The following is a 26,369-nucleotide window of genomic DNA, read 5'->3' as shown; positions in this document are numbered from 1 at the left end:
GACTTTACATGCCGTTTGGTAATATCGGGATTCCCGGATTGATCTTAATCTTAATCATTGCCTTAATCATTTTCGGACCGTCCAAGCTTCCCGAGCTCGGAAGAGCTTTTGGCCGTACCTTGAGTGAATTTAAAAGCGCCACGAAGGGATTGATCGGTGGAGACGAAGAGAAGACCGATAACGACAAGACACAGGAGAAACCCGCCTCCGCTGCCGTTGCCAACGCTTCGCCGGCTGAAACCAAGCCTCACTTGATTGCTGTCGAGAAAACACAGTCTTAATGCAAGCCAATATGCGCGCTTCCGGTGGACAAGCGAACCCCCTCCGCTTGTTTCATACCGGAAGCGATCTTTTGATTACGGAGGAAATCTCATGGCACAACAAGATCAGGAATTGCAAGTAATCACTCATTTGGAAGAAATGAGAAGGCGTTTGATCGTGACTTTGTGCTCCTTCCTGGTTGCGCTTGCCGCCGCCTTTTTATATGCCAAACCGATATATGCCTGGCTGGTTCGCGACATGGAAGGCAGGCTTACCGTACTGGGTCCGACCGATTTGCTGTGGGTGTATCTGATGATCTCCGGCGTGTTTGCGATTGCGGTGACCATACCTGTTGCAGGCATCCAGACATGGGGCTTTGTCAAACCGGCATTAAAGCCCGATGAGAGAAGGGCGGCGCTCGCTTTCATTCCCGCTCTTGCCGTTCTGTTTGCTGCAGGGATCTCTTTCGGTTATTTTGTTTTATTTCCGATGGTGCTCTCCTTTATGAAGGAAATGGCCCAGGATCAAGTACTGATGATGTATACGGCGGACAAATATTTCCGTTTTATGCTGAACCTTACTTTACCGTTTGGGCTGCTGTTTGAAATGCCGGCGATTGTGATGTTTTTGACGAAAATCGGGCTGATTAATCCTGTTAAGCTGGCGAAAGCGAGAAAAGTTGCCTATTTTGTTTTGGTTGTCGTTTCCATTACGGTCACGCCGCCGGATTTCATATCCGATATTCTGGTAATTATCCCGCTGCTGCTGCTTTATGAATTCAGCATTTCGTTATCCAAATGGGTGTATAAGAAGAAGCTGACGCTGGCGGCGGAGTCCTGATGGCTGCGTGCTGCGCTTGCCCCGGAAGGCAGGCGCTTTTTTGTTAGAAGAAAAAATATGCTATCCAAGGAACTCCGGACATAGTACGATAGTTTACAAGGAATGAAGGGAGATGACGAACGTGATCCAAGCGGTGGTGTTTGATTTCGACGGGCTGATTGTGGATACGGAGACGCCGGAGTTTGAATCGTTTCAAGAGATGTACCGGCAGCACGGCTGTGAGCTGACTCTGGACATTTGGGGGCAATGCATCGGAACCGGACCGGAAGCCTTTAATCCTTATGATGATTTAGAAGCGCGAATAGGCCGGGCATGGGATAGGGAGGCAGCACGTCAAAGGCACAAGATGACCTATGAGGAGAAAATGCGGCATGCGGACGTACGTCCGGGCGTTCGCGCCTATTTGCAGGAAGCGAAAGAACTGGGTCTGCGCGTCGGCCTGGCCTCAAGCTCATCGCGAGCATGGGTTACCGGTTATTTGGAGCGTTTCGGTCTCCTTCCGTGGTTTGATTGCATTCGTACGTCCGATGATGTGACCAAGGTCAAACCGGACCCTGAGCTGTACAGGAAGACGTTGGAGGGGCTTGGCGTACGTCCTGAGGCGGCCGTAGCGTTCGAGGATTCGCCTAACGGAGCGCTTGCGGCCAAGCGTGCTGGCATGTGGTGCGTGATTGTACCGAACAGCGTTACCGCCAAACTTCAGTTCGGGGAGTATGATCAGCGTTTGAGTTCCATGGAAGAACTTCCCCTGCGTGAACTAATCGTTAGCCTGGCGTAATGCAAATCCGATGAAGAGGGCTCTTCAAAAAAGTGAAAAAATGGATCAAAATACATTTCAATTTATTTTATCGACGACCGAGCAGCTGATTAAAGAAAAGGGATGTCAACAAACGACTCTGCAGGACATTATGGAAAGAACCGGCTTGTCTAAAGGAGCGATATACCATTATGTGAAAAGCAAGAATGAGCTGTTCGGGAAAATTCTATTAGGTTATATGGAGGAATTAAATCATAGCTTCCATGAAGCGGTTAATCAATCAAAGGACAAGGATGTCCGGAAGCCTGTTCAAGCTCTTGTATCCTCGTTTGCTGAGAGAGAAGTAAGTAATCTCATTTTTATTTATTTATTAAGCCAAAGACATAATATGAAAACGGTAGCTATTTTGGAAGAAGTACATCAAAACTCTTTGTTATTGTCTGAGACATGGATCAAGGTTGGGCAAGAGCACGGCGCCATACCGGCTGATGTAGATGCCAAATCCTTTGCTTCCATGTTTGTCACCTTGTCCTATGGATTACGCATAAACCAGCTGCTGGACAAAAATCCGGATCGTCAGGCTGCGAAGCTGCAGGATATGTTCCTTCTCATGGTTGGTGCGCTTTAAAAAAGCGAGCAATAGGAGGAAGTTATGCAAACATTTCACATGGGCTTAACAACATTGGAGCAAGAAGTAAATCTTAGTTCGCTTCCGATCAGGGGAGAGATTCCGGCGTGGCTTTCCGGAGCACTGTATCGCAATGGGCCGGCTTATTTCCAGGGAGGGCATTGGTTCGACGGCTTGGCCATGATTCACAAATTTTCTTTTCAACAGGGAGCCGTAGCTTATGCCAACCGTTTTCTTCGTACAGAAGCTTATCAGCGTGTAATGAATGGAAGTCACATGTGTATTCGATGGATCCCAAAACAACCAGGCGGCGTATCATCGGAACCATAGAAACGGAAGAGCCTGCCTATATGCACAGCTTTATCAGCTTCGTCCGGAAAACGTAAGCAACCAATTGATCAAAATCGATACGCATACAGGTGAATCCTGGATTTGGCATAAAGAAGGCAGTTATCCGGGTGAACCGGTATTTGTTCCTTCTCCCGGAGCAACAGCGGAGGATGACGGCCTCTTGCTTTCCGTAGTTTTGGATGGCTTGAAAGGAAGGTCCTATTTGTTAGTATGTAATGCCCGCAGCTTGGAGGAGGTAGGACGGGCTGAGGTTCCTCATCACATTCCTTTTGGTTTTCACGGCTTGTATACGAATGAGAGAGGGGTGTAATAGATAGATCGGAAAAAGGTGATACGAGGGATATTCATTTCTTTATTCATCAATGGCGGGTTGCCGGTATTGGTCTTCAAAGTCCTGGAGAATCATATGTCGGAAGTAGCGGCTCTGTCCATCGCTACATTAATTCCACTGATCGACACCCTGGTTCATCTGCTTAAACACAAGAAGCTGGATGTCTTCGCTGCTTTTATGGCCACCGGGTTTATTCTAAAGTATTGCAGCTGTGAGGCTGAGCAGGCTGATTTTGCAGAGAATTGGAATTTGCCTTATGTACGCAAGGTGATGCGTGTCATGACGGCAGGATGGGGAATCACACTGCTTGGCGAAGCCGTAATAAAAATCATCATGGTTTACACCCTTTCGATTACTGTTTATTTAGCGACTTCTCATATTGTGATGTATGGAATCATAGGTCTTGCTATTTCGTGGACTTATTTATACAGGAAGGCATCGCGCAAACGTCTTCAGGAAATCAAAAATTCATTCAACCCAGAACTGCAGCCCCGGTAATTTATTAAAAAAAGGAATATGTCTTCCAAAATCCGTAACAAAAGGGCTGTCTTAAACGTCAAATGAGCAGATCTATGATTTCATCCATGGAAGGAGAGCTGTGCAGGTGAAAATACACGGGAAATCTTTTGTTAGCGGGGTCGTCTTGGGTTCGGTACTTTTTTCGGGAATATCGTTTGCCGCACCTAAAGTTGTGAAGTTGATGGTTAACGGCAATGAGATTCATTCCGAAGTCCCCGCTCAAATTATCGATGGGAGCACTTTAGTTCCGGCAAGGGCATTATCGGAAGCTTTAGGTGCCAGAGTCATCTGGGATGAAGCCAACCAAACCGTCATCGTTGAGAATGAAGCCTATCGTAAACTTCAGCGAAAGAACGAGGACATCACTGAGCGGGATGCGGTTGGACTTGCGGCAGACGCCCAAAATCATTTCTGGGTCATCTCCAGGGGCGGCGACGGACAACACATCAGCGAGTCCTTTTCCGTTCCGGGGAAAGAACATCCTTACCGTTGGATGGGCAGCGATTTAGATACGAAGGACAAATTCATCTCCTATATCGAAGAGATCTATACGCCTGAACAGGCGGAGGCTTATTGGAAAAAGCAGACGGAGAACGGCTCTATTGTGGAAATTGAAGGGAAATTGGCCCAACCTGAGGCTGACGGCGGAAGTATGACGGGCTGGGCAGATGCCAAGGCGACATTAATCCAAGACGGCAAAGGAACGAGATCCTTCCGTTTCCAAGTACCGCTCTTTGATGAATTTGAAGAAAAAACAATTAAATTGCGCTATGTCGAAGGCAAAGGATGGCGTATCGATGAGCCGGTGGATACGATCCGGTGAAGCGCTAAAAAAATCAGGATGGGTCCTCTTGGGTGATCCGTACCGCACCGGAAGAGGTCACTGTAAGAAACGCGGATCTTGCGGGCGAATTGACTTTGACCAAAGCCAAGGGTACTGTCACGTCATCAATGATCAATTGAATACTCACGATATTCAGGTGGTCAGTGCTGAAAAGGATGGGAGTTTGGTGATCGGAACGTATAACCGGTTTTCTCGGGATCAAGAAAATGGGGCTCACGGTATATACCGCATTGAAACGGACGGCAAAGTCGAGAAATAGAGCGACCTGAACGGAAACATTTATGTGCTGGACCGTAAACTGAATCAGATCCGAATATGACAAAAGGCTGCAGCCAAACTTGGTATATTATAAACTGTTCTCCATCATCTCAAAGTGAGGTTGATGCCTTACGAAAAAAAGGGCGGTCCCTAGGGGCCGCCTCATTGATTATCAGCTCGCGTTTATAAATAAGCTTTCTGGTTCGTTATTGATGCTTTCCTTATTCCATTCCTTGAACATTCCCAAACTGATACCCCGCTGTTCAACAATGTCTTCAATCTCCAGCTCTTTTCGGTCCATCGTGATCGTCCCCGCCCATAAGTTCGTCAGTTCAATTTTATTATACAAAAGTCACGTGAGTAAACAGAAGGATGTGTCGATTATTGTCTCATCCCCTATTCAAAAATAGGAAGCCTTAGTACAAGCGCCAAAAGTTTAAAACATGATCACAGCGGCTTGATGCATAAAATGAGTGAAGAGGTGAGAGCGATGGAGGAGGACACGCGTAAAATAACCAAAAGGGACCGTCAAATTAATGTTGTCTTCAACAACCAGGAACCGCCTGCAGCGCAGATGATCGAAATTAACGGGAAAACCATACCTGCGCATCTCGAAACATTTTCGGACATTTTTAAAGAGCTTGACGGCATGATTGGTCTTGAAGATGTTAAGGAACTGATTTTCCAAATATATGCGGTGCTTCAAATCAAGCAATTTCGAACGGAAGCCGGCCTGCATGCGGGGTCTCATGTGTACCACATGATTTTCAAAGGAAACCCGGGGACAGGCAAAACGACAGTGGCCCGAATCGTTGCCAAGCTGTTTAAATCGATGGGCGTCTTGTCCAAAGGGCATCTGATCGAGGTGGAGCGTGCAGACCTTGTTGGAGAGTACATAGGCCATACGGCGCTAAAAACCCGTGAAATGGTCAAAAAGGCGCTGGGCGGGATTCTGTTTATTGATGAGGCCTACAGCCTGGCGCGGGGCGGAGAGAAGGATTTTGGCAAGGAAAGCATTGACTGCCTCGTCAAGGCCATGGAGGATCACAAGAACGACTTTATCCTGATCCTGGCCGGGTACCCTGATGAGATCGATCATTTCCTGCAAACGAACCCCGGGCTGCCGTCACGATTTCCCATTCAAGTTGATTTTCCTGATTATCAAGTGGATCAGCTGATCAAGATATCGGAGAAAATGGCTTCCGAACGCGAATATGTGCTAATGCCCGAGACGATAAAAAAATAAAAGAGCATCTTTATATTCAAAAGCTGACAGAGCTGCATTTCAGCAACGCGAGATATGTCAGAAATCTGATTGAGAAAGCCATACGGTATCAGGCGGTCCGGTTGTTAAGCAAAGCCCAGAAGCCGAACAAACAGGATTTAATGAATTTGCTCCCGCAGGATTTTAATCTCTATGAAGATCAGCTGACGAATCCGTTTAGAAAAAAACAAATTGGCTTATAAAAATACGGTTAGGAGTCATCAAGAGGGTTTGTAACGTTTTCAGTCCGGAAAGAATCATTATAAATTCATCATTGAATTGTAATTCGGCGAAGGGACGTTTACAATGAACGTGAACGTTCCTTATTCCTGTTTCTTGCTTCAGTGCGAAGCAGTGGAGATTATAAAAAGGAGAAATATAAACATATATGAAAAAAACATCTTACGAAGTGATGCCGAACGCACAGGAAAAGGCCATCCTGGTCAGTCTCGTTACCGCTGAGCAAAAAATGCGGGAAGCCTATGATCCGGAATTTTCGCTTTCCGAGCTCGCCAGTCTGGCGGAGACGGCAAAGGTACAAGTGCTCGGCTCGCTTACGCAAAATAAGGAATATGCCGATTCCAAATGGTTTATCGGCAGGGGCAAGGCCGAGGAGCTCAAAGCCATGATCGAGGAAACCGGGGCGAATACCGCCATTTTCGATCAGGAGCTCTCGGGAGCTCAGGTGCGGAATCTGGAGCAATTTCTGGATGTCAAAATCATCGACCGGACACAACTCATATTGGATATTTTCGCGCAGCGCGCAAAAACGCGGGAGGGGATTATTCAGGTGGAGCTGGCCCAGCTGACCTATCTGCTGCCGCGGCTGTACGGTCAGGGCAAAAATCTGTCCCGGCTCGGTGGAGGTATCGGAACGCGCGGTCCTGGGGAAACGAAGCTCGAGACAGACCGCCGTCATATCCGCAACCGGATCAGCGAGCTGAAGCGGCAGCTGCAGGAGGTTGTCCGGCATCGGAGTCTGCACCGGGAAAGACGCAAGAAGTCCGGTGTGTATCAAGCCGCGCTGGTAGGCTATACGAACGCGGGTAAATCGACATTATTGAGGCAGCTGACCCATGCGGATGTATATGTCGAGAACCAGCTGTTTGCCACGCTTGATCCGACGTCGCGTTCGCTGAAGCTGCCAAACGGATTGGAGATCGTGGTTACGGATACGGTAGGCTTCATTCAGAACCTGCCGCATGATTTGGTAGCTGCTTTTCGGGCCACATTGGAAGAAGTCTGCGAAGCCGATTTGATTTTGCATATTGTGGACAGCTCTTCCAAGATGATGGCAGCCCAGATGCAGGTGGTCGACCAAGTGCTTGAAGAACTGGGCGCCCACGGGAAAGATCGGATAACGGTATTCAACAAAATCGATCTTTGCCCGCCGGAGCAGGCCGATATGCTGACGACGGAAGGGGAATTCCTGAAAATATCCGCTTTTCGGGAGGAAGATTTACTTCGGCTCAAAGAGCGGATTGAAGCCCGTATGACGGGCGGCAGCCGTTCCTTCCGGATTCCGGCGGACAAAGGGGATATGATCTCGCTGGTCTACCGCATTGGCGAGGTGCTTGAGAATGAGGTTGACGGCAGCGATATGCTGTTTAAGGTAAGAGTAAATCACAAGGCATTCGATAAAATCGGTTATATGCTGGCTGCCTACGATGCAGTCCGGCCTGCTGAGGGAGAACAAGGGAGAGACGTCTAGGGTATGTTTACGGATCGAGTGCTCCGTTTGATGGAGCAAGCTGAGCAAAAAATCGAGGAGAAGCTGAAAGATATTGACCGTGTGGTCGACCGGAATCAATGGAAGGTCATTCGCGCTTTTCAAAAGCACAAAGTGAGCGATTATCATTTTGCCGCTTCTACGGGCTATGGGTATAACGACCGCGGCCGTGAAGTGCTGGATCTCGTATATGCCGATGTGTTCGGGGCGGAAGCGGCCCTGGTCCGTCCCCATTTCGTATCGGGAACCCATACGATCGGCACGGCGTTGTTCGGCGTGCTCCGGCCGGGTGACGAGCTGCTCATGATCACCGGAAGACCTTATGATACGCTGCATAAGGTCATTGGGAAACCGGGTGACGGAAACGGATCTTTGCAGGATTGGGGAATTTCGTATGGCGAGGTGGGATTGCTCGAGGACGGATCGCCCGATTATGCCGAAATTGCCCGCCGGATCGGCCCGAGCACCAAGGTCATCGGAATCCAGCGGTCGCGCGGCTATGCCTGGCGGCCGTCTTTCACCGTTTCCCGGATTGCCGAGATGGTTCGTTTTGTCAAGGAAATCCGTCCCGATATCATCGTCTTTGTCGATAACTGCTACGGTGAGTTCACAGAGCTGACCGAGCCGACCGAGGTCGGTGCCGATCTGATAGCGGGCTCGCTGATTAAAAATCCGGGAGGAGCCTTGGCGGAGACCGGGGGATATATCGCGGGCAAAGCCAAGTATGTAGAGCTGGCTTCGTATCGATTAACGGCTCCGGGGATCGGCGGGGAAGTCGGGGCTATGCTCGGTACGACAAGATCCATCTATCAAGGCTTGTTTCTGGCTCCTCATCTGGTTGGACAAGCCGTGAAAGGCTCGGTGTTCGCCGCCGCGGTGTTCGAGCAGCTCGGATTTACGACAAGCCCGCATTGGAGCGACCCTCGCACCGATCTTATCCAAGCGATTCAATTTACGGGCGCCGAGCATTTAATCGCTTTTGTACAAGGGATTCAGCAAGCCGCCGCGGTTGACGCTCACGTCGTGCCGGAACCATGGGACATGCCCGGCTACGAGCATCCCGTCATTATGGCTGCAGGCACCTTTATCCAGGGCGGAAGCCTGGAGCTGTCTGCCGACGCTCCGATCAGGGAGCCCTATATCGCTTATATGCAGGGAGGATTAACCTACTCCCATTGCAAGATGGGTGTGCTGACGGCCATTCAAAACATGATCGACCGGGGGCTGCTCGCTTAATTCCCGCAGCTCGGCCAGCTATTTCACTTGCCAAAGCCGCGGACAAGCTCTGACGGCTGCTGCTCAGGAGCAGGACTTATTGCTATAGGAAGTTAGCCGCTGTAATCAAAAATAACATATGGCATAAACCTAACACAGCTTGACATATGTTTTCCGGTAAGGTTACAATAGAGGTAAGGTTCCAGAGTAGCTTAGGAGTGATGGTCATGACTGATGAAATCCGCAGAAATATGGCGCTCTTTCCGATCGGCATCGTAATGAAGCTGACCGATTTAACCGCCAGACAAATCCGGTACTACGAGCAGCATGAGCTCGTCATCCCGGCCCGGACCGGAGGAAACCAAAGGTTGTATTCGTTTAATGATGTAGAACGTCTCCTCGAGATCAAGGATTTGATCGAGAAAGGCGTTAACATCGCCGGGATCAAGCAGGTGCTGCTGCCGGTTGATAAGGATTCCGAGGATGCTACCATACTCAATGAGCAGACGGAAGTCAAGCGTAGAGAGCTGAGCGACACGCAGCTTCACCGGATACTGAAACAACAGCTCTTGGGTGGAGGCCGGCGTCCTAATCAAGTGTCCTTGATCCAGGGAGAATTATCCCGTTTTTTCAGAAAGTAGGCTTTGACCGGAGCATGTCCGGTACCGTTTTCAAGCGTACCGGGCATGCTCCGTTAATTTTGCCACTTAGTTTAAGGAGGAGATTTCACAGTGACAGATAAGAATTTCACCAAAGAAGATATTCTGCGCATCGCCAAGGAACAAAACGTAAGGTTCATTCGACTTCAGTTCACAGATTTGCTTGGAACCATCAAAAATGTGGAAATTCCTGTAAGTCAACTGGAGAAAGCCCTCGATAACAAAATGATGTTCGACGGTTCCTCGATTGAAGGTTATGTGCGCATTGAAGAATCGGATATGTACTTATACCCCGATCTGAATACTTGGGTCGTGTTCCCTTGGGTAGCGGAAGACCGTGTTGCCCGCTTAATATGCGACGTGTATTTGCCGGATGGCCGTCCGTTCCCGGGCGACCCGCGCGGTATTCTGAAATCCGTATTGAGAGAAGCCGAAGAAATGGGCTTCACCGCAATGAACGTCGGGCCTGAGCCTGAGTTTTTCTTGTTCAAAACCGACGAGAAGGGCAATCCGACGACAGAATTAAACGACCAGGGCGGCTACTTTGACTTGGCACCAACCGACCTTGGCGAGAACTGCCGTCGTGAAATTGTACTTACGCTGGAAGAAATGGGATTCGAAATTGAAGCATCTCACCACGAAGTGGCTCCGGGTCAGCATGAGATCGATTTTAAATATGCGGACGCGATTAAAGCCGCGGATCAAATTCAGACCTTCAAGCTGGTCGTCAAAACCATTGCCAGACAGCACGGTCTGCACGCCACGTTTATGCCGAAGCCTTTGGTCGGAGTGAACGGGTCCGGAATGCATTGCCATCAATCATTGTTCAACGGCAAAGAGAATGTGTTCTATGATGAGAGCGATAAGCTGGGCTTAAGCGAGACAGCCAGACAATACATGGCCGGCATACTGCGGCATGCCCGCGCTTTTGCCGCAATAACCAATCCAACGGTCAACTCCTACAAGCGGCTTGTACCAGGTTATGAGGCGCCTTGTTATGTGGCTTGGTCTGCAAGCAACCGCAGCCCGATGATTCGTATTCCTGCATCCCGCGGCGTCAGCACACGCGTGGAAGTGCGGAATCCGGATCCGGCGGCCAATCCTTACCTGGCTCTGGCGGTCATGCTGAAGGCCGGTCTCGATGGCATCCGGAACAAAATGCAACTGCCGCCTCCAACGGACCGCAATATTTATGTGATGAGTGAAGAAGAGCGGGAAGAGCAAGGCATTCCAAGTCTTCCGCTTGATTTGAAGCAGGCGTTGGACGAGCTGCTCCGCGACGATGTCATTTGCGACGCGCTCGGCGATCACGCACTTGCACACTTCATAGAGCTGAAAGAGATCGAGTGGGACATTTACCGCACTCAGGTTCATCAATGGGAGCGGGATCAATATTTGACGCTGTATTAATCGGGGAATCCCTTGGCGCTTTAAGCGTTAAGGGATTTTTCTTTTTGTGGGCATTATTTGTTGTTTTGGCTGACCTCTGTAAGTAGAATGAGGCTCCATAGGCGCGGCCATCGCTTTTTCCCTTAGCGGAGTGGACGCAAGTTCCAGCCAGGCTGCACAGTTACGATCCTGCTGGAATACAATAGGCCATCTGAATAAGAAGTTCAGGAGGTCAATATGATACCCGTTTATCCCTATTTTGGAAAAGAAACGAAATGTATCGAGGAGCCGGTTGCATTCCCGCCTCAACATCAGCCCGTGCAGCCCGGACTGGAGTACAAAATGACGCCCCGTCCGATTTTTGAAAACCCGCACTACGTCGGCAGCGGCAAGCTGCGCGGCAAGGTTGCAATCGTTACCGGCGGTGACAGCGGCATCGGTCGGGCGGTCGCCGTCGCCTTTGCCAAGGAAGGAGCCGATATAGCCATCCCGTATTTATATGAGCATCGGGACGCATACGAAACAAAACAGCGCATCGAGCAGCTCGGCAGAGCATGCTTGCTCATACCCGGCGACCTGAGGATGGAAACGGTGTGCCGGGAAGCGGTATATCAAACGCTCCGCACCTTTGGAAAAATCGATATCTTGATTTTGAATCAGGCCGTTCAGTTTCCGCAGGAAAGCGTGTCCGACATTTCCGCCGAACAGCTGCACAATACGTACAGCACGAACATTTACCCGATGTTCTATATGACGAAAGCCGCGCTTCCCTATCTGAAGCCGGGAAGCGCGATTGTGAATACGGCCTCGATCACCGCATATAGAGGTGCACCCGAGCTGATCGATTATTCTTCCACAAAAGGAGCCGTCGTCTCGTTCACGCGTTCGCTGGCTCTATCCTTGGTGAAACGGGGAATTCGGGTCAATGCCGTCGCTCCGGGGCCAATCTGGACTCCGCTGATCGTCTCCAGCTATTCGGCGTATGAAGTATCGCGCTTCGGCCTGGATACTCCGATGAAGCGTGCAGGGCAGCCGTTCGAGCTGGCTCCGGCTTACGTGTTTCTGGCATCAGATGATTCCAGCTATGTGACCGGTGAGGTTGTCCATGTCAACGGTGGAGCTATGGTGACGACGTAGATTTTTGGTTTTTCTAATTGAGGATCATATATAAACAAGCCTAAACAAGCCGCTTATCCGCATAACGCCGGAACAGGCTTATTTTACGCAGATCATATGCTTGCAAACGCTCAACAAGATTTCCTGCGGTGCACTGGGCTCATAAAAAGTGGATTTCAGCGGTAAAATCCTTCTTCGCTTTCCAAAGACTCGCCATAAATGCGTTGATATAAAAAATCCCTTTCAACCGGCGGAATCGGCGGTGAAAGGGAAAAAATTATTGAATATTTCTGAATACACCAATGACTTTGCCCAAGATCGTGACGTTCTTGAGTCTCAGCGGCTCCATCGTCGGGTTCTCAGGCTGCAGTCGAATATGATCCTTTTCCTTATAAAAGGTTTTCACTGTCGCTTCATCGTCTTCGGTCATGGCAACGACAATATCTCCGTTATTGGCGGTTTGCTGCTGGCGTACGATAACATAATCCCCGTTATGAATACCGGCCTCGATCATACTTTCTCCGATTACGCTTAGCATAAAGACGTTATCATTTTTTACATAATGGCTGGGCAGCGGGAAGTAATCCTCGATGTTCTCCGTCGCGGTAATAGGTACGCCGGCGGTAACGCGCCCGATCAAAGGCACTCTGGCAACCGATACGGAGAATGCGCCGTCCGCCGAGCTTCCGTCCAATATTTCAATAGCTCTCGGCTTCGTCGGGTCTCTGCGAATCATTCCTTTCTTTTCCAAACGTTCCAAGTGCCCGTGAACTGTGGAACTGGATGCCAGTCCCACAGCCTCTCCGATCTCTCTTACTGAAGGGGGATAGCCTTTTTCTCTGACCTCATTCTTGATAAAGTCTAGAATCGCCTGCTGCCGATTGGAAATTTTGCTCAAGATCATCACTCCATTTTTGGTAATCATTACTTAGAAGTATAACATAGAACCGGAGTTCGTACAAACATAAGTTCGAATAAACGGTTGACACAAACAAATGTTCCTGATAGATTAAAAACAGAACAAATGTTTGGAGGTCGATCATGATGATTCAAAATTCTCGGCTTATACATAAGTATCATTCCCGCCAGGTAATGCTAACCAAGCATAATGATAATAATAATAAGGGAACATATGTTCGTGCTACCGTTTTGGGTGCCTTCCTTTTTTGTGCAGTGTTCTTTATCTCTACGATGTTCAGCTTCTTTTTTGACCAAGATGTTCATGCGGCATCCTCGCAGCCTCAGATGTATTCTTACGTGGAGGTTGAATCGGGGGACACGCTTTGGAGCATTGCCTCTCAGTATGCGGACCAAGGACAGGATATAAGGGAATATATACATCAGATCAAAGGGATCAACCATCTTAAGAATTCCCATTTGCAAGTAGGACAAAAATTGTTGCTTCCCTAATCGCTGCGCATGTGCCGTATTGCTTCTCTTGACAATCAGATTCGGTAATGTCAAAGTATAATTTGAAATGACATTACCGGGAGGATCGGCATGAGTGAATCGAATCATGATGCATTGGTGCGGCGAATTAACGAATTGGCCCGCAAAGCGAAATCGGAAGGGCTAACCGATGCCGAACTGGATGAACGCAATGGATTAAGAAGGAAGTATATCGATTCTTTTAAAACCTCCTTGCGTGGTCAACTGGATAACATCAAGTTTGTTGATCAGGAAGAGAAGAAGTAAGAAGGGGGGTTAAGGGATGAATTATCGTGTTTTGGGCAAAAGCGGAATTGCCGTTTCCGAGCTTTGTTTAGGAACAATGACATTCGGAAATACGACAAACGAACAAGACTCGATTGAAATGGTTCATCGTTTTTTGGATCGCGGAGGAAACTTTATTGATACGGCGGATGTGTATGTCTCCGGTGTTTCCGAAGAGATCGTGGGAAAAGCGATTCGGGAGCGTCGTTCCGATGTGATCTTGGCGACCAAGGTACGCTTTCCTACAGGTAATAATGTCAATCACGTCGGTTTATCCCGAAAACATATTCTCGACGGTGTGGAAGCCAGTCTTCGTCGATTAGGCACTGATTATATCGATTTATATCAAATGCATGTATGGGATCAAATTACGCCCATAGAAGAAACATTGAGAACTTTGGATGATCTGGTTACTTCAGGCAAAGTACGGTATATCGGCTGCTCCAACTTTTTGGCCTATCAGCTGATGAAATCATTAAGCATCAGTGACTTTAATCGTTATGCCCGTTTTATCTCCATTCAACCGCAGTACAGTTTAGTATGCCGTACGATGGATCGTGAGGTTCTGCCTCTTTGTTTGGAGGAAAACGTTGGTGTGATCCCTTGGGCTCCTCTTGGCGGCGGCTTCTTGACAGGAAGATATGTTCGTGGACAGGAACCGACGGAAGGGCGTTTGGCGTCTAAAACGGGAGAAAGCCGTTGGGAAATTCGCAATACGGAGAAAAACTTCCGCATTCTGGATGAATTGATTTCGGTTGCCCATGAGACGGACAAGACCCCGGCTCAGGTGGCATTGAACTGGTTGATTCATAAACCGGGCATCACTTCTCCTATTTTTGGCGCGAGGACATTGGAACAATTCGAGGAAAACATGGGAGCGGTGGATTGGAAGCTGGACGACTCCTTGTGGCAGCGTCTGGATGATGTAAGCGCTCTGGAATACGAATATCCAACCCGATTTATTGATAAATTTTCGCGCAAGGTGTAAATGACGATATAAGGGGCACTCATCATGTCACGTAAGTGGGAACGTATGGTTCGTAAAAATACGAAAATTTCTAATATGCAGCGGAGGAAGAGCGGAAAAGGTGAGATATCGGGAGTAAATGCCGACGGTTCGGTCATATTCAAAGGCCGGAGCTGGTTTTTGCCGATGCTGCTCGTGGCTACCGGTGTTTTTTGCTTTATCGTGTTTCGGAATCAACCCGGGCAAGAACAGCTGTATTGGATTACAGGAGCAAGCTATATATTTCTGGCGTTACTGATTTATTGGATTCGGCGCCCTTTTTTGAAAATCGATAAAAAAACCTTATCTTCCCGCCGATTTGGAGGGGACCGTTTTTATGACGCGGACCAAATCAAGGATATTACCATAAGCAAAGACGCGATAGTCATTAACTTTAAGGCAAAAGGAAAACGGTGGGTTTTCACCAAGATCTATCATATGTTTCCGATCGATTCCGCTAGAATCAAGCTTCAGGAGTATGCTGAAAAATACAACGTGACGTTAATACAAGATTAACATCTGGAAAGAGGAACACTTTTTATGGCGATCAAAGCAGTACTTTTTGATTTGGATGATACGCTGCTGTGGGACGACCGCAGTGTGAAAGAAGCTTTTCAAGCAACCTGTGCTGAAGCGGCTAAACATTATCAAGTGGATCCGGATCAGTTGGAGGAAGCCGTACGACGTGAAGCCCGCGCTTTATATGAATCGTACGAGACGTTCCCGTTCACAAAAATGATCGGAATTAACCCGTTTGAAGGACTCTGGGCGCATTTTACCCAAGGGAAACAAGAAGAATTTCGCAAGCTTCAAGCGCTGGCTCCCCAATACCGTACCGAGTCTTGGACACGCGGGTTGAAAGCGGTAGGCATTGAAGACAAGGAGCTTGGCTATAAACTTGGAGAGCTGTTTCCCGTAGAACGAAGAAATCGCCCCATCGTCTATGAGGAAACATTCGAGGTGTTGGACCAGCTGAAGGGCCAGTACCAGCTGCTCCTTTTGACGAACGGTTCGCCCGATTTGCAACAGGAAAAGCTGGCAGGCGTTCCTGAGCTTGCTCCGTATTTTGATCATATCGTCATCTCCGGAGATTTCGGTCAAGGGAAGCCGGCGGCTGCGATCTTTGAACATGCAATGGGTTTGTTAGGGATTCAAGCGGATGAAGGTGTGATGATCGGGGATAAGCTGACGACGGATATTCTCGGCTCCAATACCGTCGGTATGCGCAATATGTGGATCAACCGCCACGGTCTAAAGCGTACGGATGACATCGTACCGTCGCACGAAATCAAAAGCTTGCGTGAGATTCAATCGGTCATCGATTCGTTGTAAATTGGTCCTAATACTTCATCATATTGTCGGTAAAAGAAAACCCCTCTGTTAGGGGAGGCCACTGAAAAAGTCCCTTTGGAATAAAAAAAGGTACAGTCCCTAAAATAAATGAGAAGGCTGTACCTTTTTTCCTGTATAATTAAGCTATTCGATTCACCTGATTTTATTGGCATGGGAAGATTAATGCTTGTGATCACACCTAATTGTTCCCCTATTTTCTCTTTAGAAATCGTTTGGCCTGATACCCCATACAATGAGTCATTCCACCCAATAGCATTTGGATATAAACCGTCCCCCGTACGGTTTGACTCAGTCTTAGAGCAACTGGCTAGTAAAAAGTTCAATATATGAAAAAGTAACCGACTTGATTGAAGTCGGTTAATTCGTTTTAATGCTCTCTGAATTTAGGAAGTACTGGTTCCGGCCATTCATAGTCTTTAAACTCGATGCCGCTTATTGACCATATTGTTCGGAATCTTGAATCGGATGGAGGTCACTGAGGTGACGGGGATACCCCCTTTTCAATTTTGTAAAACAAAAAGAAGCCAAACCTTGGTAAAATGGAAGTGACGAGCAACCATTCAAATGGATTTAGAAGAAGATATTCCCGCGGGGCATCTGGTCCGCATTGTCAATGATGCGGTTAATCGGTTAGACGACAACATCTTTGCGGCTGCTTACCCGGGTTGGGGGCGGGATAGCTGCCATCCGAAAATGCTTACGAAACTCATCGTGTACGCCTACACCCAGCGAATCTATTCCTCTCGTCAGATCGCAAAGCCGTCCGCGAAAATATCATGTTCATGTGGCTTGCGGCCAGACAGCGGCCGGATTTCCGCACCATTAACCGCTTCCGCTCCGAGCGGATGAAAGATGTTCTCGAAACGGTTTTTACAGCCATTTTGGGTTTTCTTGTCGAGGAGAAGTACGTCAAGCTGGAGCACTATTCCGGAGTCGGGAGTGTACAGGCTGTCTTTTGAAAGACGCCTGCACGAAAGCCAAAGGGAACCGGGAAATCCGAGTGAGTCTCAAGTACCATCGTTACAAGCAGCAGACGCGGGAAAAGCTGCGAAGTGAGGAAGGCTACGCGTTGTCGGTTCGACGTATGATCGAACCGGAGAGTGTGTTCGGACAAATGAAAAACAACCGGAACTACCGGCGTTTCCTGCTTCGCGGCTTGCCCAAAGTGAGCCTGGAGGTCGGGTGGCTTTCCCTTGCCCATAATTTATTAAAGTGGGCGGCGATGAACCAAAAAGGTCGAGTAAGAGAGCAAGTATAGCCCTCTACTCGACCTTTTTTTCTGTATGGAAACGAGAAGTTAAGAAAACAGGGCCGTCCCTGCGTAGCTAAAAGCTACTTTTGGGACAGCCCCTTTTTCGTCGTCCTGCTTTGGCTGCCCCGAGAAAAAGTGTAAGTTCTTCCGTGGCCTCCTTATATGGCGGGGTTCATTGTTAATTAATTATGCCTTCTGGAACGTCGGATCCTCGAACGGATGTGCAATCCAGCCTTCCGTTTCAATAAAGAGGCGAACGGCCACGATTTGGCGGTTTTCCATCAAAGTGAAGAAGTGAGGCTTGTTCTCCGGTACGGAAATGACATCACCTGCTTCCAGTTCGACGTCAAAATAGCCTACATCGTCGCTGCCTTTAATAATGAATATGCCTTTACCTGCTGTAATGGCGCGCACTTCATCTTCCGTATGCGTATGCACCTGCTCGAATTTTTTAAGCAGTTCATCCAGGTTGGGCGTCGCATCGGAAAGAGCGATGACGTCCCATGTCCGGTACCCGCGGCGGTTTGCAAGATCGCGGATTTCCGCATCGAAAGTGGATAAAATTTGCGCTTTTTCATCATCGGTCAGTACAAATTTTTCTTGAAGCTCAGCCGGCAGCTTCGCAGCGTTCCAGTGTTCATACAGCACCTCTTGCTTATCCAAAAATGCCTTGACATTTTGCTCGCCGGTGATTCGTTCGTTGGTATTGCGAATTCTGATTTCTGCCATGGTAAATCCCTCTTCTCCTATAAGAATTGTTCGTATCTATATATATTATAGTGAAAGGTGCCACATCTGTCGATGAGTATTGGAGAAAGATTTCAACCTGAATTTCGAAAGCTCATTACTGCGGGCTTTCTGTAAGAAACCGGATCGACAAGTGCTGTAATAAACAGGGAAAAACCCAGTATAATCAGCGCCTGAACATGAAATGAAGATAGTCTTCCCCCTTCCCCATCAGAGCGGGCTAATCAGCTTCCATGTTAATTTGTGGTAAACGTCATTCTAAGGCAGCGACTTTAGCGGCGATACGTTGCCAGGCGCAGCGGTTCGCGAAATCTTCAGCCAGTTTCAGAACGACTTGTCGGCTATGCTGAATCATCGTAGCTGCACAGTGGAAAAACTCTAGACGGAACCGGGCAATCGTATACCCTTGAAGGACCGGTTCGCAACAGTCTTGCTTGAATCTCTCGTAGAGATTGTAGGCGAGCAGCTTGATGAGCAGGTCAATTTCATTAGCGGCAAAGTCACCGGTAGCGATTCGATCGATGGAAAAGCCGCGCTTGGCTTCTTTGATATAGTTCTCCATGCAGCAACGCTGGTTGTAAAAGCGCCAAAGGTCGATCGGCTCCCACTCGAGATTGGTGACGATCGCTTCGTACTGCCAGTCTGTATCAAGGAGAAGCCTAGCTTGATCGCCGTCAAACACCTGCGTTTTACGAATCACCACAACGCGGCGCGGTTTCTTCCACGAGGTGGCTTGGTAGATCAGGGTGATCCCCTCGATGACCCAATCCTCATCGACAAACCGCTTCCAGTAGCGGCATCGCCCTACTTCGGCCTGAAGTCGCTGCGTCCATTTCAATTTCCCGACATACCCGATTCGCTTGGCTTCCCATAGGCTGTAGAAGTCTTCGCCGCCAAATCCCTTGTCAAACCGGGCGTACTTTACCGGACGGTCACCAAGCAGCTCAAAGATCTGACGGAGAAAAGCGGCTGCATCGGTGGAAGCATGCGTATTCCCAGCACGGAGTACTGCATTCAGGCACAGGCGCGACTGCCCCTCAAACGCCATCAGCGGATGGTAACTTTTCCGTCCGGGTTTGTGGGGATTCGTACCGACGGACGCTCCCTCTTGTTGACCGTATACTGTTTCCACCGTGGAGTCCAGATCCAATATGAGATGGGAAGGCAGGCAAGGCGCGATCATCTGCTGATTCAGCTTTCGCAACTCCATCGTTAAGGTTGGGCGGGTCTTGCTAAGTCGGTCCAGTTCCTTATATAGCAGGGAATGATGCGGGCAACGCCCGCCGAGAAACAGCCGGATGAGCGCGTCGTGTTGCAGCTTGCGGAAATGAAAGAGGCGTTCGCATCCGAGTGCCCAGCCGACAATGAGATAGAGCAGAATGCGGAACACCGGGAACAGGGAGTTGCCTTGCTTGGCACAATTTAAATTCTGCAAGGCCTTACCGAGCTTGATTTTTTCGAGATATTCCAGAAAGATTTTGCTTCCTCCGACGCTTGTGGCGTTTTGTAAAGTAAATTCGGTCTTGATTTTGCTGACGGGTGTGGTAGACTTCACCTTAAAGGTGCTCCTTTCTTTGGGTGATGTGATGTCTGCAAACACCACATTCTACCAAAGATTTGAGCCTTTTTTCTATTCTTAGACGACGTTACTTTCGAAATTCAGGTTCAATCTTTTTGCATCGTGAGCTGTTGAACATGATGGAAGTTCCTTTTCATCATGGCATGTTTCTGGTACACTTTAGGGATAAACGATTTGCTGAATTTCGTGTTTATTCGACAGCGACGAAAGAGATGCTGGTTGAGAAAAAGAGACGACAGGTATGGCGGCAGTTTGAAAGGGGATTATTGATGGATAAGTCATCCTTGCAAGAGCAATTACAAAAGAAAATTATGATATTGGATGGTGCCATGGGTACCATGATCCAGCAGGAAAATCTCACTGCGGAAGATTTCGGCGGGGAAGAGCTGGACGGGTGTAATGAAATCCTTGTTCTTACCAGACCGGATATTATCCGTAAAATTCATGAAGCTTATTTTGCCGCAGGCGCGGATATCGTTGAGACCAATACCTTCGGAGCTACCAGCGTGGTGCTCGCGGAATATGGTCTGCAGGATCGTGCCCGGGAAATCAATCTGGCTGCAGCCAAGCTGGCTATCGAGGCAGCTAATAAATACAGTACACCGGAATGGCCGCGTTATGTGGCAGGCGCCATGGGTCCGACAACCAAGACGCTTTCGGTCACAGGCGGCGTCACATTCGATGAATTGATCGACAGCTATTATGAACAAGCGCTGGCGTTAATCGAAGCCGGCGTAGATGCGCTGCTGCTGGAGACTTCCCAAGATACGCTTAACGTGAAAGCCGGAAGCATCGGCATTCGCAAGGCGTTCGATCAGATGGGCAGAAAGCTTCCTCTGATGATTTCCGGTACGATCGAACCGATGGGGACGACGCTTGCCGGTCAAAACATCGAGTCGTTCTATATTTCCCTCGAGCATTTGGAGCCGATTTCGATCGGTTTGAACTGCGCGACGGGACCGGAATTTATGCGGGATCATATTCGGACGCTGGCTGATATCGCCGGTACGGCCGTCAGCTGTTACCCGAATGCAGGACTGCCGGATGAGAACGGAAATTACCATGAATCTCCGGAGACGTTAGCGATGAAGATAGCGGGATTCGCCGAGCAGGGTTGGCTGAACATTGCCGGAGGCTGCTGCGGTACAACGCCTGACCATATTCGAGCCTTGGCGGAGACGCTCAGCTCATACAAGCCTCGGGTGCATAGAGGGACTCACCCGCCGGCCGTTTCCGGGATAGAGACGGTATATATTGAAGACGCGAATCGTCCGTACATGGTTGGGGAGAGAACGAACGTTCTGGGTTCGCGTAAATTTAAGCGCCTGATTGCTGAAGGCAAGTATGAGGAAGCGTCGGAAATTGCCCGCGCTCAAGTGAAGGGCGGAGCCCACGTGATCGACGTCTGCCTGCAGGATCCGGATCGCGACGAGATGGCGGATATGCAGAAGTTTCTGGAGCTTGTCGTCAAGAAAGTAAAGGTACCGCTGATGCTCGACTCCACGGACCACCGGGTCATTGAGCTGGGCCTAAAGTATTCTCAGGGCAAGGCGATCATTAACTCGATCAACCTGGAGGACGGCGAAGAGAAGTTCGAGAAAGTCGTACCGCTCATTCATAAATATGGCGCAGCTGCTGTCGTAGGTACTATTGACGAACGGGGACAAGCTATTACAGCGAAAGACAAACTGGAGGTTGCCCGGCGCTCCTATGATCTGCTTGTGAACAAATATGGAATGAACCCGAACGATATCATTTTTGACCCTCTCGTTTTTCCTGTAGGTACGGGTGATCAGCAGTATATCGGATCGGCGAAAGAAACGATTGAGGGCATTCGCATGATCAAGGAAGCGATGCCGGATACGGAAACGATCCTCGGTCTCAGCAACGTCTCGTTTGGTCTCCCGGAGGCTGGGCGCGAAGTGCTTAACGCCGTCTTTTTGTACCACTGTACGAAGGCAGGACTGGATTACGCTATTGTCAATACGGAGAAGCTGGAACGTTATGCGTCCATTCCTGAAGAAGAGCGGAGATTGGCGGAAAACCTCATCTATAATACCAATGATGATACGCTGGCCGCCTTTGTTGCGCATTTCCGCAGCAAGAAGGTCGAGAAGAAAGAGAAGATTTCCAATCTGACCTTGGAGGAGCGTCTGGCTTCTTATGTGGTAGAAGGCACCAAAGAAGGCCTGATTCCGGATTTGAACGACGCGCTGCAAAAATATTCGCCGCTTGAGATCATTAACGGTCCTCTGATGAAAGGGATGGAGGAAGTCGGACGGCTTTTCAATAACAACGAGCTCATCGTAGCCGAGGTACTGCAGAGTGCTGAAGTGATGAAGGCATCGGTTTCGCATTTGGAGCAGTTCATGGAAAAGACGGAGAGCGCCGTCAAAGGAAAAATCATCTTGGCAACGGTGAAAGGCGATGTACATGACATTGGTAAAAACCTCGTCGAAATCATTTTGTCCAATAACGGATATAAAATTATCAACTTGGGCATCAAAGTTCCTCCGGAGCAGTTGATTGAAGCGTACCGCAAAGAGAAGGCGGATGCGATCGGTCTGTCGGGACTGCTTGTCAAATCGGCACAGCAAATGATCGTTACCGCTCAAGACTTGAAGAATGCGGGAATTGATGTTCCTATTCTTGTGGGCGGAGCCGCATTAACACGGAAGTTTACCAAGACACGGATTGCTCCGGAATATGACGGCCTTGTCCTTTATGCCAAAGACGCGATGGATGGCTTGGAAATCGCGAACAAGCTCAGCGACCCGGAACAAAAGCAGCAATTGATTCGTGAGCTGAGAGAAAGCATGGAGTCGGATGTGAAGGAATCCGGGCGTAAGGAAGAGCAAATGCCTGAGCTGACACGGGTGAAGGTATCTACGTTAGACCGGACGGTGCCGGTACAGCAGCCGCCGGATTTGGAACGCCGCGTGCTGCGCGATTATCCGATCAGTCATTTGATGCCTTATATCAACATGCAGATGCTGCTTGGACACCATTTGGGGCTGAAAGGTAAAGTCGATCGATTGCTGGCCGAGAAGGACCCGAAAGCTGTTCAGTTGAAGGAAACGGTAGATCAGATTTTATTCGAAGCGCAGCGTGAAGGCATTATTAAAGCCCACGGTATGTATCGCTTCTTCCCGGCTCAGGCCGATGGCGACGATGTGCTGGTTTACGATCCGGAAGATCATACCAAGGTGCTGCAGAAATTTAGTTTTCCGCGGCAGCAAAAAGAGCCTTATCTCTGTCTGGCCGATTTCTTAAAGCCGGTAGAAAGCGGCGAGATGGATTATGTCGGTTTCCTTGTCGTCACAGCCGGCCATGGGATCAGCGAATTGGCGGCTGAGTGGCGTGAGAAAGGCGATTATCTGCGTTCGCACGCATTGCAGGCGGCCGCTCTTGAAACGGCGGAAGCATTCGCCGAGCGCATCCATCAAATGATGCGCGACGTATGGGGCTTCCCGGATCCGGCGGAGATGACCATGCAGGAGAGGTTCGGAGCCAAATACCGCGGGCAGCGGTTTTCGTTCGGTTACCCCGCATGTCCGAACCTGGATGATCAGCAGCAGCTTTTCGCATTGATGCACCCTGAGGATATCGGCGTTCATCTGACGGAAGGCAGCATGATGGAGCCAGAGGCTTCCGTATCCGCCATCGTATTTGCACATCCCGATGCCAGATATTTTAACACCTAAAGCCGATTTGGGGTATGCTATACAGGGTGGAGCGTGAACGCTCCACTCTTTTCACTGATTGGACTTTAACGAAACGGGAGTCGATGGATATTGGAACTTTATTTTCTGGGAACGGGCGCCGGAATGCCTTCCAAGGAACGTAATGTGACCTCCGTGATGCTGAATCTGCTGGCGGAGAGAAACGTCTATTGGATGTTCGATTGCGGGGAAGGAACGCAGCATCAGGTGCTCAGGGCTCCGGTCAAAATCAGCAAGCTGGAAAAGCTGTTTATTACCCATCTGCACGGAGATCACATCTATGGTCTTCCCGGTTTGATGTCAAGCCGATCCTACCAAGGGGGAGAGAGTCCCTTTACCATTTACGGTCCAAAGGGAATTAAAGAATTCATTGAAACGGCGCTTCGTGTGAGCGATTCCCATCTGAGTTATGAGATCGACATCGTAGAATTTAAAGAATCGGAGCCGTTCCTTGTATTTGAAGACGAGCAGCTGACCGTTACGGCGGCCCCTCTGGTGCACCGCATTGACAGCTATGGTTATCGCATAACCGAAAAACCGCAAAAAGGAAAGCTGGATGCAGCCCGTTTGAAGGAGCTTGGACTTTCCTCGGGACCACTGTTCGGCAAAATCAAGAATGGAGAAAACATCGAACTGCCGGATGGCAAGGTGCTGTATGCACAGGAGTTTATCGGTCCATCCATTCCCGGCCGCACGGTGACGATATTGGGCGATACCCAGCCGTGCACTCATGCGGTGAAGCTTGCAGAGGCTGCGGATGTGCTTGTCCATGAAGCGACATTTGCGGAGCAGAGAAAAGAGATGGCTGTAAAATATGATCATTCGACGGCGATCGACGCCGCACGTACAGCCCGGGAGGCCGGTGCGAAAACGTTAATTTTGACGCACATTAGTTCGCGTTATCAAGGTGAGCTGGCGGAACAATTAACGGCGGAGGCTCGTACTGTCCATGAGGAGACGTACCTGGCCTATGATCATTTTCGTTTTGAAATCCCTGTATCGCGGAGATCAACGAATGCATAGCCGCAAAGCTAATAACCTCCTCCCCTTTGAAGGGGGAGGAGGTATTTATGCGGTTTACTCTTCGTTCTGTTCGTTTGCTTCGTCTTTGATTTCGGAACGGAACGCGGCTAAGCTTTCGCGGCGGCGGTCATTTTTGGATTCGATCTGCTGCTGTTCCTCCGGGCTGATTTCCTCGGCATGCTCGTCCAAATAGGCTTCAGCCTCTTCAATGTTTTCGATGGTGTGATTAATGTTTTTTTGCAGGTGTTCTACGTTGTCCGCACGATTGTCCGGCTTGGCCATGATGATTCAACTCCCGTCTTGGTTAGTGTCAATACGTTAGTGGCATTGCGCCAATTTTACGATACCACCCGAAAGGGCAAATTATGCATACGGCGAGTCCGGTATACGGCCATCATTGGAAGGAGTACGAAAATTATGATGGGATTTGCCATATTACTTGTTTTTATATGCTGGGAACGGTACTTCATGAAGGGTTCGGAGTGCCTTTACCCGCCAATGTTATTGGCTTGATTCTATTTACGCTCAGCTTATTTCTGAAAATCGTTAAGGTGTCATGGGTGGAAGAGGCAAGCCAGTTCCTGATTCGGCATATGCTCCTGTTATTTGCGCCGATTGTGGCTGGAACGATGGTGTTTTTCTCCTTGATCGGGGAGCAGGCGCTGACGATCGTGATCAGTCTGTTCATGAGTACGTTCGGCGTGCTGCTTTTCACCGGTTGGACGGTGAAGCTGATGAGCGGCAGGAAGATGAAAGAAGGAGAACGCCGTTATGACCGTTCAAGAGCTTAGCGCCGAGCCGTTATTCGGCATTTCGTTAACGGTGATCGCTTATGCCGTCGCTTTAAAGTGCCAGCAAAAGTGGAAAGGGCTGCATCCGCTTCTTATCTCGTCTATCCTGATCATTGCGGTGCTGATGTTGATGCGGATCCCTTATGAAGCCTATAAAAAGGGCGGGGACTACATCGTTTTCCTGCTCGGTCCGGCTACAGTCGCGCTGGGTGTCCCTCTTTACAAGAACGCCCAGCGAATTGGACGGAACTTTTTGCCTATCATCACTGGCGTTACCGTAGGCTCAGTAAGTGCGCTGATGATGTCGGCCGGGCTAGTCTGGAGCTTGGGAGGCAGTCGCGAGCTGCTGATCACGATGATGCCCAAGTCCGTGACTTCCCCGGTAGCTATGGAAATTGCACGACAAGCAGGGGGCATACCCGAGCTCGCGGCCGCAATGACGGTGTTAACGGGACTGATCGGAAGTTTGCTCGGACCGGCTTTGCTGCGTTTGGCCGGGGTAAGAGAGGATATTTCACTCGGCACGGCCATCGGTACCGCCGCCCACGGTATCGGTACAGCTCGGATGATCCGGGACTCGGAACTGGCAGGAAGCATTAGTGGGTTTGCCATGGGAGTAACGGCGATTATCACCAGCGTACTTTTCGTCCCGATATATATTTGGTTCAAATAGACGAATGCGTTCCGGAACCAAGGGAGAAGAAGAGGTTTAGATTCACAAAAAAGTATGAAGAACAGGGGATTGGGCAAGAATAGTTGCAGTAAAAATGTGGAGGAGGGATTGCGGTATGGCTTTCACAAGTCAGGATATCGCCGTCATAGAACAGGCTCTGCAAATCGCAATTCGTTCGCAGGGCGAAGAATCAGAGGCATGGAAGTTTCATGAAGTGCTGGACAAGCTCAAAACGAATGCGGCAGCAGCTATGGTATCGCCCCCTTTACAGACGACGGCTTCTCAAGACAGGCTTCGTTACGATTACGATGATTCCTCTGATTTGCTCTAAGGGTTTTCCTAATTGCCC

General features: G+C 49.2%; 29 protein-coding genes and 2 pseudogenes. 27 read left to right on the top strand and 4 right to left on the bottom strand.

Features of this window, described 5'->3' with window-relative positions:
• Positions 1-8: 8 nt before the first annotated feature.
• The 15 genes and pseudogenes from tatA to EXW96_RS05005 all read left to right on the top strand — a co-directional run bounded on the left by tatA (position 9) and on the right by EXW96_RS05005 (position 12,182).
• Positions 9-281 carry a twin-arginine translocase TatA/TatE family subunit gene (gene tatA / locus EXW96_RS05075; protein ID WP_062408742.1) on the top strand — a complete coding sequence of 91 codons (273 nt, stop codon included), beginning with the start codon at positions 9-11 and terminating at the stop codon, positions 279-281.
• A 91-nt stretch (positions 282-372) separates the two neighbouring features.
• Positions 373-1,101, top strand: coding sequence for a twin-arginine translocase subunit TatC (gene tatC, locus EXW96_RS05070; RefSeq protein WP_054818256.1), 729 nt, complete (start codon positions 373-375; stop codon positions 1,099-1,101).
• 121 nt (positions 1,102-1,222) lie between these two features.
• Positions 1,223-1,879: an HAD family hydrolase gene (locus EXW96_RS05065; RefSeq protein WP_054818257.1), complete on the top strand. Its 657-nt coding sequence runs from the start codon at positions 1,223-1,225 to the stop codon at positions 1,877-1,879.
• Between the two features lie 40 nt (positions 1,880-1,919).
• Complete coding sequence (locus EXW96_RS05060) at positions 1,920-2,486, top strand: TetR/AcrR family transcriptional regulator (protein WP_174350028.1); 567 nt, start codon at positions 1,920-1,922, stop codon at positions 2,484-2,486.
• A 24-nt stretch (positions 2,487-2,510) separates the two neighbouring features.
• Entirely contained in the window at positions 2,511-2,816 is a 306-nt protein-coding gene (locus EXW96_RS05055; RefSeq protein ID WP_174350027.1) for a carotenoid oxygenase family protein, read from the top strand.
• A complete protein-coding gene (locus EXW96_RS28490) occupies positions 2,752-3,147 on the top strand; it encodes a carotenoid oxygenase family protein (RefSeq protein ID WP_174350026.1) in 396 nt (131 codons plus the stop codon). The genes EXW96_RS05055 and EXW96_RS28490 overlap by 65 nt, the downstream gene beginning before the upstream one ends.
• Positions 3,148-3,243: 96 nt before the next feature.
• Complete coding sequence (locus EXW96_RS05045) at positions 3,244-3,666, top strand: DUF3159 domain-containing protein (RefSeq protein WP_174350025.1); 423 nt, start codon at positions 3,244-3,246, stop codon at positions 3,664-3,666.
• A 106-nt stretch (positions 3,667-3,772) separates the two neighbouring features.
• Positions 3,773-4,510, top strand: coding sequence for a DL-endopeptidase inhibitor IseA family protein (locus EXW96_RS05040; protein WP_174350024.1), 738 nt, complete (start codon positions 3,773-3,775; stop codon positions 4,508-4,510).
• Entirely contained in the window at positions 4,485-4,790 is a 306-nt protein-coding gene (locus EXW96_RS05035; protein WP_174350023.1) for a hypothetical protein, read from the top strand. The genes EXW96_RS05040 and EXW96_RS05035 overlap by 26 nt, the downstream gene beginning before the upstream one ends.
• 489 nt (positions 4,791-5,279) lie before the next feature.
• Positions 5,280-6,256 (top strand): annotated as a pseudogene (locus EXW96_RS05030) (AAA family ATPase).
• Between the two features lie 185 nt (positions 6,257-6,441).
• Positions 6,442-7,764, top strand: a complete 1,323-nt coding sequence (gene hflX, locus EXW96_RS05025; RefSeq protein WP_074726871.1) for a GTPase HflX — start codon at positions 6,442-6,444, stop codon at positions 7,762-7,764.
• 3 nt (positions 7,765-7,767) lie between these two features.
• Positions 7,768-9,018, top strand: a complete 1,251-nt coding sequence (locus EXW96_RS05020; protein ID WP_174350022.1) for a methionine gamma-lyase family protein — start codon at positions 7,768-7,770, stop codon at positions 9,016-9,018.
• A 206-nt stretch (positions 9,019-9,224) separates the two neighbouring features.
• Positions 9,225-9,638 (top strand): MerR family transcriptional regulator, encoded by a 414-nt coding sequence (locus tag EXW96_RS05015; protein ID WP_054818215.1) that lies wholly within the window; start codon positions 9,225-9,227, stop codon positions 9,636-9,638.
• 90 nt (positions 9,639-9,728) lie between these two features.
• Positions 9,729-11,066, top strand: a complete 1,338-nt coding sequence (gene glnA, locus EXW96_RS05010) for a type I glutamate--ammonia ligase (RefSeq protein WP_174350021.1) — start codon at positions 9,729-9,731, stop codon at positions 11,064-11,066.
• A 216-nt stretch (positions 11,067-11,282) separates the two neighbouring features.
• Entirely contained in the window at positions 11,283-12,182 is a 900-nt protein-coding gene (locus EXW96_RS05005; protein WP_174350020.1) for an SDR family oxidoreductase, read from the top strand.
• 256 nt (positions 12,183-12,438) lie between these two features.
• Here the strand turns inward: EXW96_RS05005 and lexA are convergent, their stop codons facing one another.
• On the bottom strand, positions 12,439-13,059 hold the full coding sequence (gene lexA / locus EXW96_RS05000) for a transcriptional repressor LexA (protein ID WP_062408736.1): 621 nt from the start codon (positions 13,057-13,059) through the stop codon (positions 12,439-12,441).
• 143 nt (positions 13,060-13,202) lie between these two features.
• On the opposite strand from lexA, the gene yneA reads away from it, so the two are divergent.
• The 7 genes and pseudogenes from yneA to EXW96_RS27265 all read left to right on the top strand — a co-directional run bounded on the left by yneA (position 13,203) and on the right by EXW96_RS27265 (position 17,491).
• Positions 13,203-13,571 carry a cell division suppressor protein YneA gene (gene yneA, locus EXW96_RS27275; protein WP_254611217.1) on the top strand — a complete coding sequence of 123 codons (369 nt, stop codon included), beginning with the start codon at positions 13,203-13,205 and terminating at the stop codon, positions 13,569-13,571.
• A 90-nt stretch (positions 13,572-13,661) separates the two neighbouring features.
• Complete coding sequence (locus tag EXW96_RS04990; protein WP_054818217.1) at positions 13,662-13,856, top strand: DUF896 domain-containing protein; 195 nt, start codon at positions 13,662-13,664, stop codon at positions 13,854-13,856.
• 16 nt (positions 13,857-13,872) lie between these two features.
• Positions 13,873-14,862: an aldo/keto reductase gene (locus EXW96_RS04985; RefSeq protein ID WP_062408735.1), complete on the top strand. Its 990-nt coding sequence runs from the start codon at positions 13,873-13,875 to the stop codon at positions 14,860-14,862.
• Between the two features lie 24 nt (positions 14,863-14,886).
• Positions 14,887-15,396 carry a hypothetical protein gene (locus EXW96_RS04980; protein ID WP_171005805.1) on the top strand — a complete coding sequence of 170 codons (510 nt, stop codon included), beginning with the start codon at positions 14,887-14,889 and terminating at the stop codon, positions 15,394-15,396.
• A gap of 24 nt (positions 15,397-15,420) precedes the next feature.
• Positions 15,421-16,212, top strand: coding sequence for an HAD family hydrolase (locus EXW96_RS04975; RefSeq protein ID WP_174350019.1), 792 nt, complete (start codon positions 15,421-15,423; stop codon positions 16,210-16,212).
• Between the two features lie 585 nt (positions 16,213-16,797).
• Positions 16,798-17,159: pseudogene (locus EXW96_RS28485) on the top strand (transposase); the annotation flags it as partial.
• Between the two features lie 29 nt (positions 17,160-17,188).
• Positions 17,189-17,491 (top strand): transposase, encoded by a 303-nt coding sequence (locus EXW96_RS27265; protein ID WP_254611215.1) that lies wholly within the window; start codon positions 17,189-17,191, stop codon positions 17,489-17,491.
• 180 nt (positions 17,492-17,671) lie between these two features.
• Here the strand turns inward: EXW96_RS27265 and EXW96_RS04965 are convergent, their stop codons facing one another.
• Complete coding sequence (locus EXW96_RS04965) at positions 17,672-18,214, bottom strand: 1,2-dihydroxy-3-keto-5-methylthiopentene dioxygenase (protein ID WP_054818220.1); 543 nt, start codon at positions 18,212-18,214, stop codon at positions 17,672-17,674.
• Positions 18,215-18,485: 271 nt separating this feature from the next.
• Positions 18,486-19,787: an IS1380 family transposase gene (locus EXW96_RS04960; protein WP_174350018.1), complete on the bottom strand. Its 1,302-nt coding sequence runs from the start codon at positions 19,785-19,787 to the stop codon at positions 18,486-18,488.
• Between the two features lie 293 nt (positions 19,788-20,080).
• Between EXW96_RS04960 and metH the strand changes: the two genes are divergently transcribed.
• Positions 20,081-23,515, top strand: coding sequence for a methionine synthase (gene metH, locus EXW96_RS04955; RefSeq protein WP_174350017.1), 3,435 nt, complete (start codon positions 20,081-20,083; stop codon positions 23,513-23,515).
• A gap of 90 nt (positions 23,516-23,605) precedes the next feature.
• The gene (gene rnz / locus EXW96_RS04950; protein WP_062408733.1) at positions 23,606-24,556 is read left to right on the top strand and encodes a ribonuclease Z; all 951 of its coding nucleotides are present in this window, start codon (positions 23,606-23,608) and stop codon (positions 24,554-24,556) included.
• A gap of 54 nt (positions 24,557-24,610) precedes the next feature.
• On the opposite strand, the gene tlp is transcribed toward rnz, so the two are convergent.
• The gene (gene tlp, locus EXW96_RS04945) at positions 24,611-24,838 is read right to left on the bottom strand and encodes a small acid-soluble spore protein Tlp (protein ID WP_062408732.1); all 228 of its coding nucleotides are present in this window, start codon (positions 24,836-24,838) and stop codon (positions 24,611-24,613) included.
• Between the two features lie 83 nt (positions 24,839-24,921).
• Between tlp and EXW96_RS04940 the strand changes: the two genes are divergently transcribed.
• The 3 genes from EXW96_RS04940 (at position 24,922) to EXW96_RS04930 (ending at position 26,351) form a co-directional block, all read left to right on the top strand.
• Complete coding sequence (locus tag EXW96_RS04940; RefSeq protein ID WP_254611214.1) at positions 24,922-25,347, top strand: CidA/LrgA family protein; 426 nt, start codon at positions 24,922-24,924, stop codon at positions 25,345-25,347.
• A complete protein-coding gene (locus EXW96_RS04935) occupies positions 25,328-26,020 on the top strand; it encodes an LrgB family protein (protein ID WP_074726878.1) in 693 nt (230 codons plus the stop codon). Before EXW96_RS04940 ends, EXW96_RS04935 begins: the two co-directional genes overlap by 20 nt.
• Before the next feature lie 115 nt (positions 26,021-26,135).
• Complete coding sequence (locus EXW96_RS04930; protein ID WP_054818223.1) at positions 26,136-26,351, top strand: hypothetical protein; 216 nt, start codon at positions 26,136-26,138, stop codon at positions 26,349-26,351.
• Positions 26,352-26,369 lie beyond the last annotated feature (18 nt).

Origin of the sequence: Paenibacillus sp. JMULE4 (assembly GCF_013337105.1) — a bacterium.
In the GTDB taxonomy this organism is placed as follows: Bacteria; Bacillota; Bacilli; order Paenibacillales; family NBRC-103111; genus Paenibacillus_G; species Paenibacillus_G naphthalenovorans.
The sequence above is the reverse complement of the archived record's forward strand: the minus strand, read 5'-3'. Positions and strand labels throughout refer to the sequence as shown.

Bases quoted from the DNA above. Each gene is read 5' to 3' on its own strand.
- tatA (WP_062408742.1), top strand. From the start codon at position 9: ATGCCGTTTGGTAATATCGGGATTCCCGGATTGATCTTAATCTTAATC.
- tatC (WP_054818256.1), top strand. From the start codon at position 373: ATGGCACAACAAGATCAGGAATTGCAAGTAATCACTCATTTGGAAGAA.
- EXW96_RS05060 (WP_174350028.1), top strand. From the start codon at position 1,920: ATGGATCAAAATACATTTCAATTTATTTTATCGACGACCGAGCAGCTG.
- EXW96_RS05055 (WP_174350027.1), top strand. From the start codon at position 2,511: ATGCAAACATTTCACATGGGCTTAACAACATTGGAGCAAGAAGTAAAT.
- EXW96_RS28490 (WP_174350026.1), top strand. From the start codon at position 2,752: ATGGAAGTCACATGTGTATTCGATGGATCCCAAAACAACCAGGCGGCG.
- EXW96_RS05045 (WP_174350025.1), top strand. From the start codon at position 3,244: ATGTCGGAAGTAGCGGCTCTGTCCATCGCTACATTAATTCCACTGATC.
- EXW96_RS05035 (WP_174350023.1), top strand. From the start codon at position 4,485: ATGAGCCGGTGGATACGATCCGGTGAAGCGCTAAAAAAATCAGGATGG.
- hflX (WP_074726871.1), top strand. From the start codon at position 6,442: ATGAAAAAAACATCTTACGAAGTGATGCCGAACGCACAGGAAAAGGCC.
- EXW96_RS05020 (WP_174350022.1), top strand. From the start codon at position 7,768: ATGTTTACGGATCGAGTGCTCCGTTTGATGGAGCAAGCTGAGCAAAAA.
- EXW96_RS05015 (WP_054818215.1), top strand. From the start codon at position 9,225: ATGACTGATGAAATCCGCAGAAATATGGCGCTCTTTCCGATCGGCATC.
- EXW96_RS05005 (WP_174350020.1), top strand. From the start codon at position 11,283: ATGATACCCGTTTATCCCTATTTTGGAAAAGAAACGAAATGTATCGAG.
- yneA (WP_254611217.1), top strand. From the start codon at position 13,203: ATGATGATTCAAAATTCTCGGCTTATACATAAGTATCATTCCCGCCAG.
- EXW96_RS04990 (WP_054818217.1), top strand. From the start codon at position 13,662: ATGAGTGAATCGAATCATGATGCATTGGTGCGGCGAATTAACGAATTG.
- EXW96_RS04985 (WP_062408735.1), top strand. From the start codon at position 13,873: ATGAATTATCGTGTTTTGGGCAAAAGCGGAATTGCCGTTTCCGAGCTT.
- EXW96_RS04980 (WP_171005805.1), top strand. From the start codon at position 14,887: ATGTCACGTAAGTGGGAACGTATGGTTCGTAAAAATACGAAAATTTCT.
- EXW96_RS04975 (WP_174350019.1), top strand. From the start codon at position 15,421: ATGGCGATCAAAGCAGTACTTTTTGATTTGGATGATACGCTGCTGTGG.
- EXW96_RS04965 (WP_054818220.1), bottom strand. From the start codon at position 18,214: ATGGCAGAAATCAGAATTCGCAATACCAACGAACGAATCACCGGCGAG.
- metH (WP_174350017.1), top strand. From the start codon at position 20,081: ATGGATAAGTCATCCTTGCAAGAGCAATTACAAAAGAAAATTATGATA.
- tlp (WP_062408732.1), bottom strand. From the start codon at position 24,838: ATGGCCAAGCCGGACAATCGTGCGGACAACGTAGAACACCTGCAAAAA.
- EXW96_RS04940 (WP_254611214.1), top strand. From the start codon at position 24,922: ATGCATACGGCGAGTCCGGTATACGGCCATCATTGGAAGGAGTACGAA.
- EXW96_RS04935 (WP_074726878.1), top strand. From the start codon at position 25,328: ATGACCGTTCAAGAGCTTAGCGCCGAGCCGTTATTCGGCATTTCGTTA.
- EXW96_RS04930 (WP_054818223.1), top strand. From the start codon at position 26,136: ATGGCTTTCACAAGTCAGGATATCGCCGTCATAGAACAGGCTCTGCAA.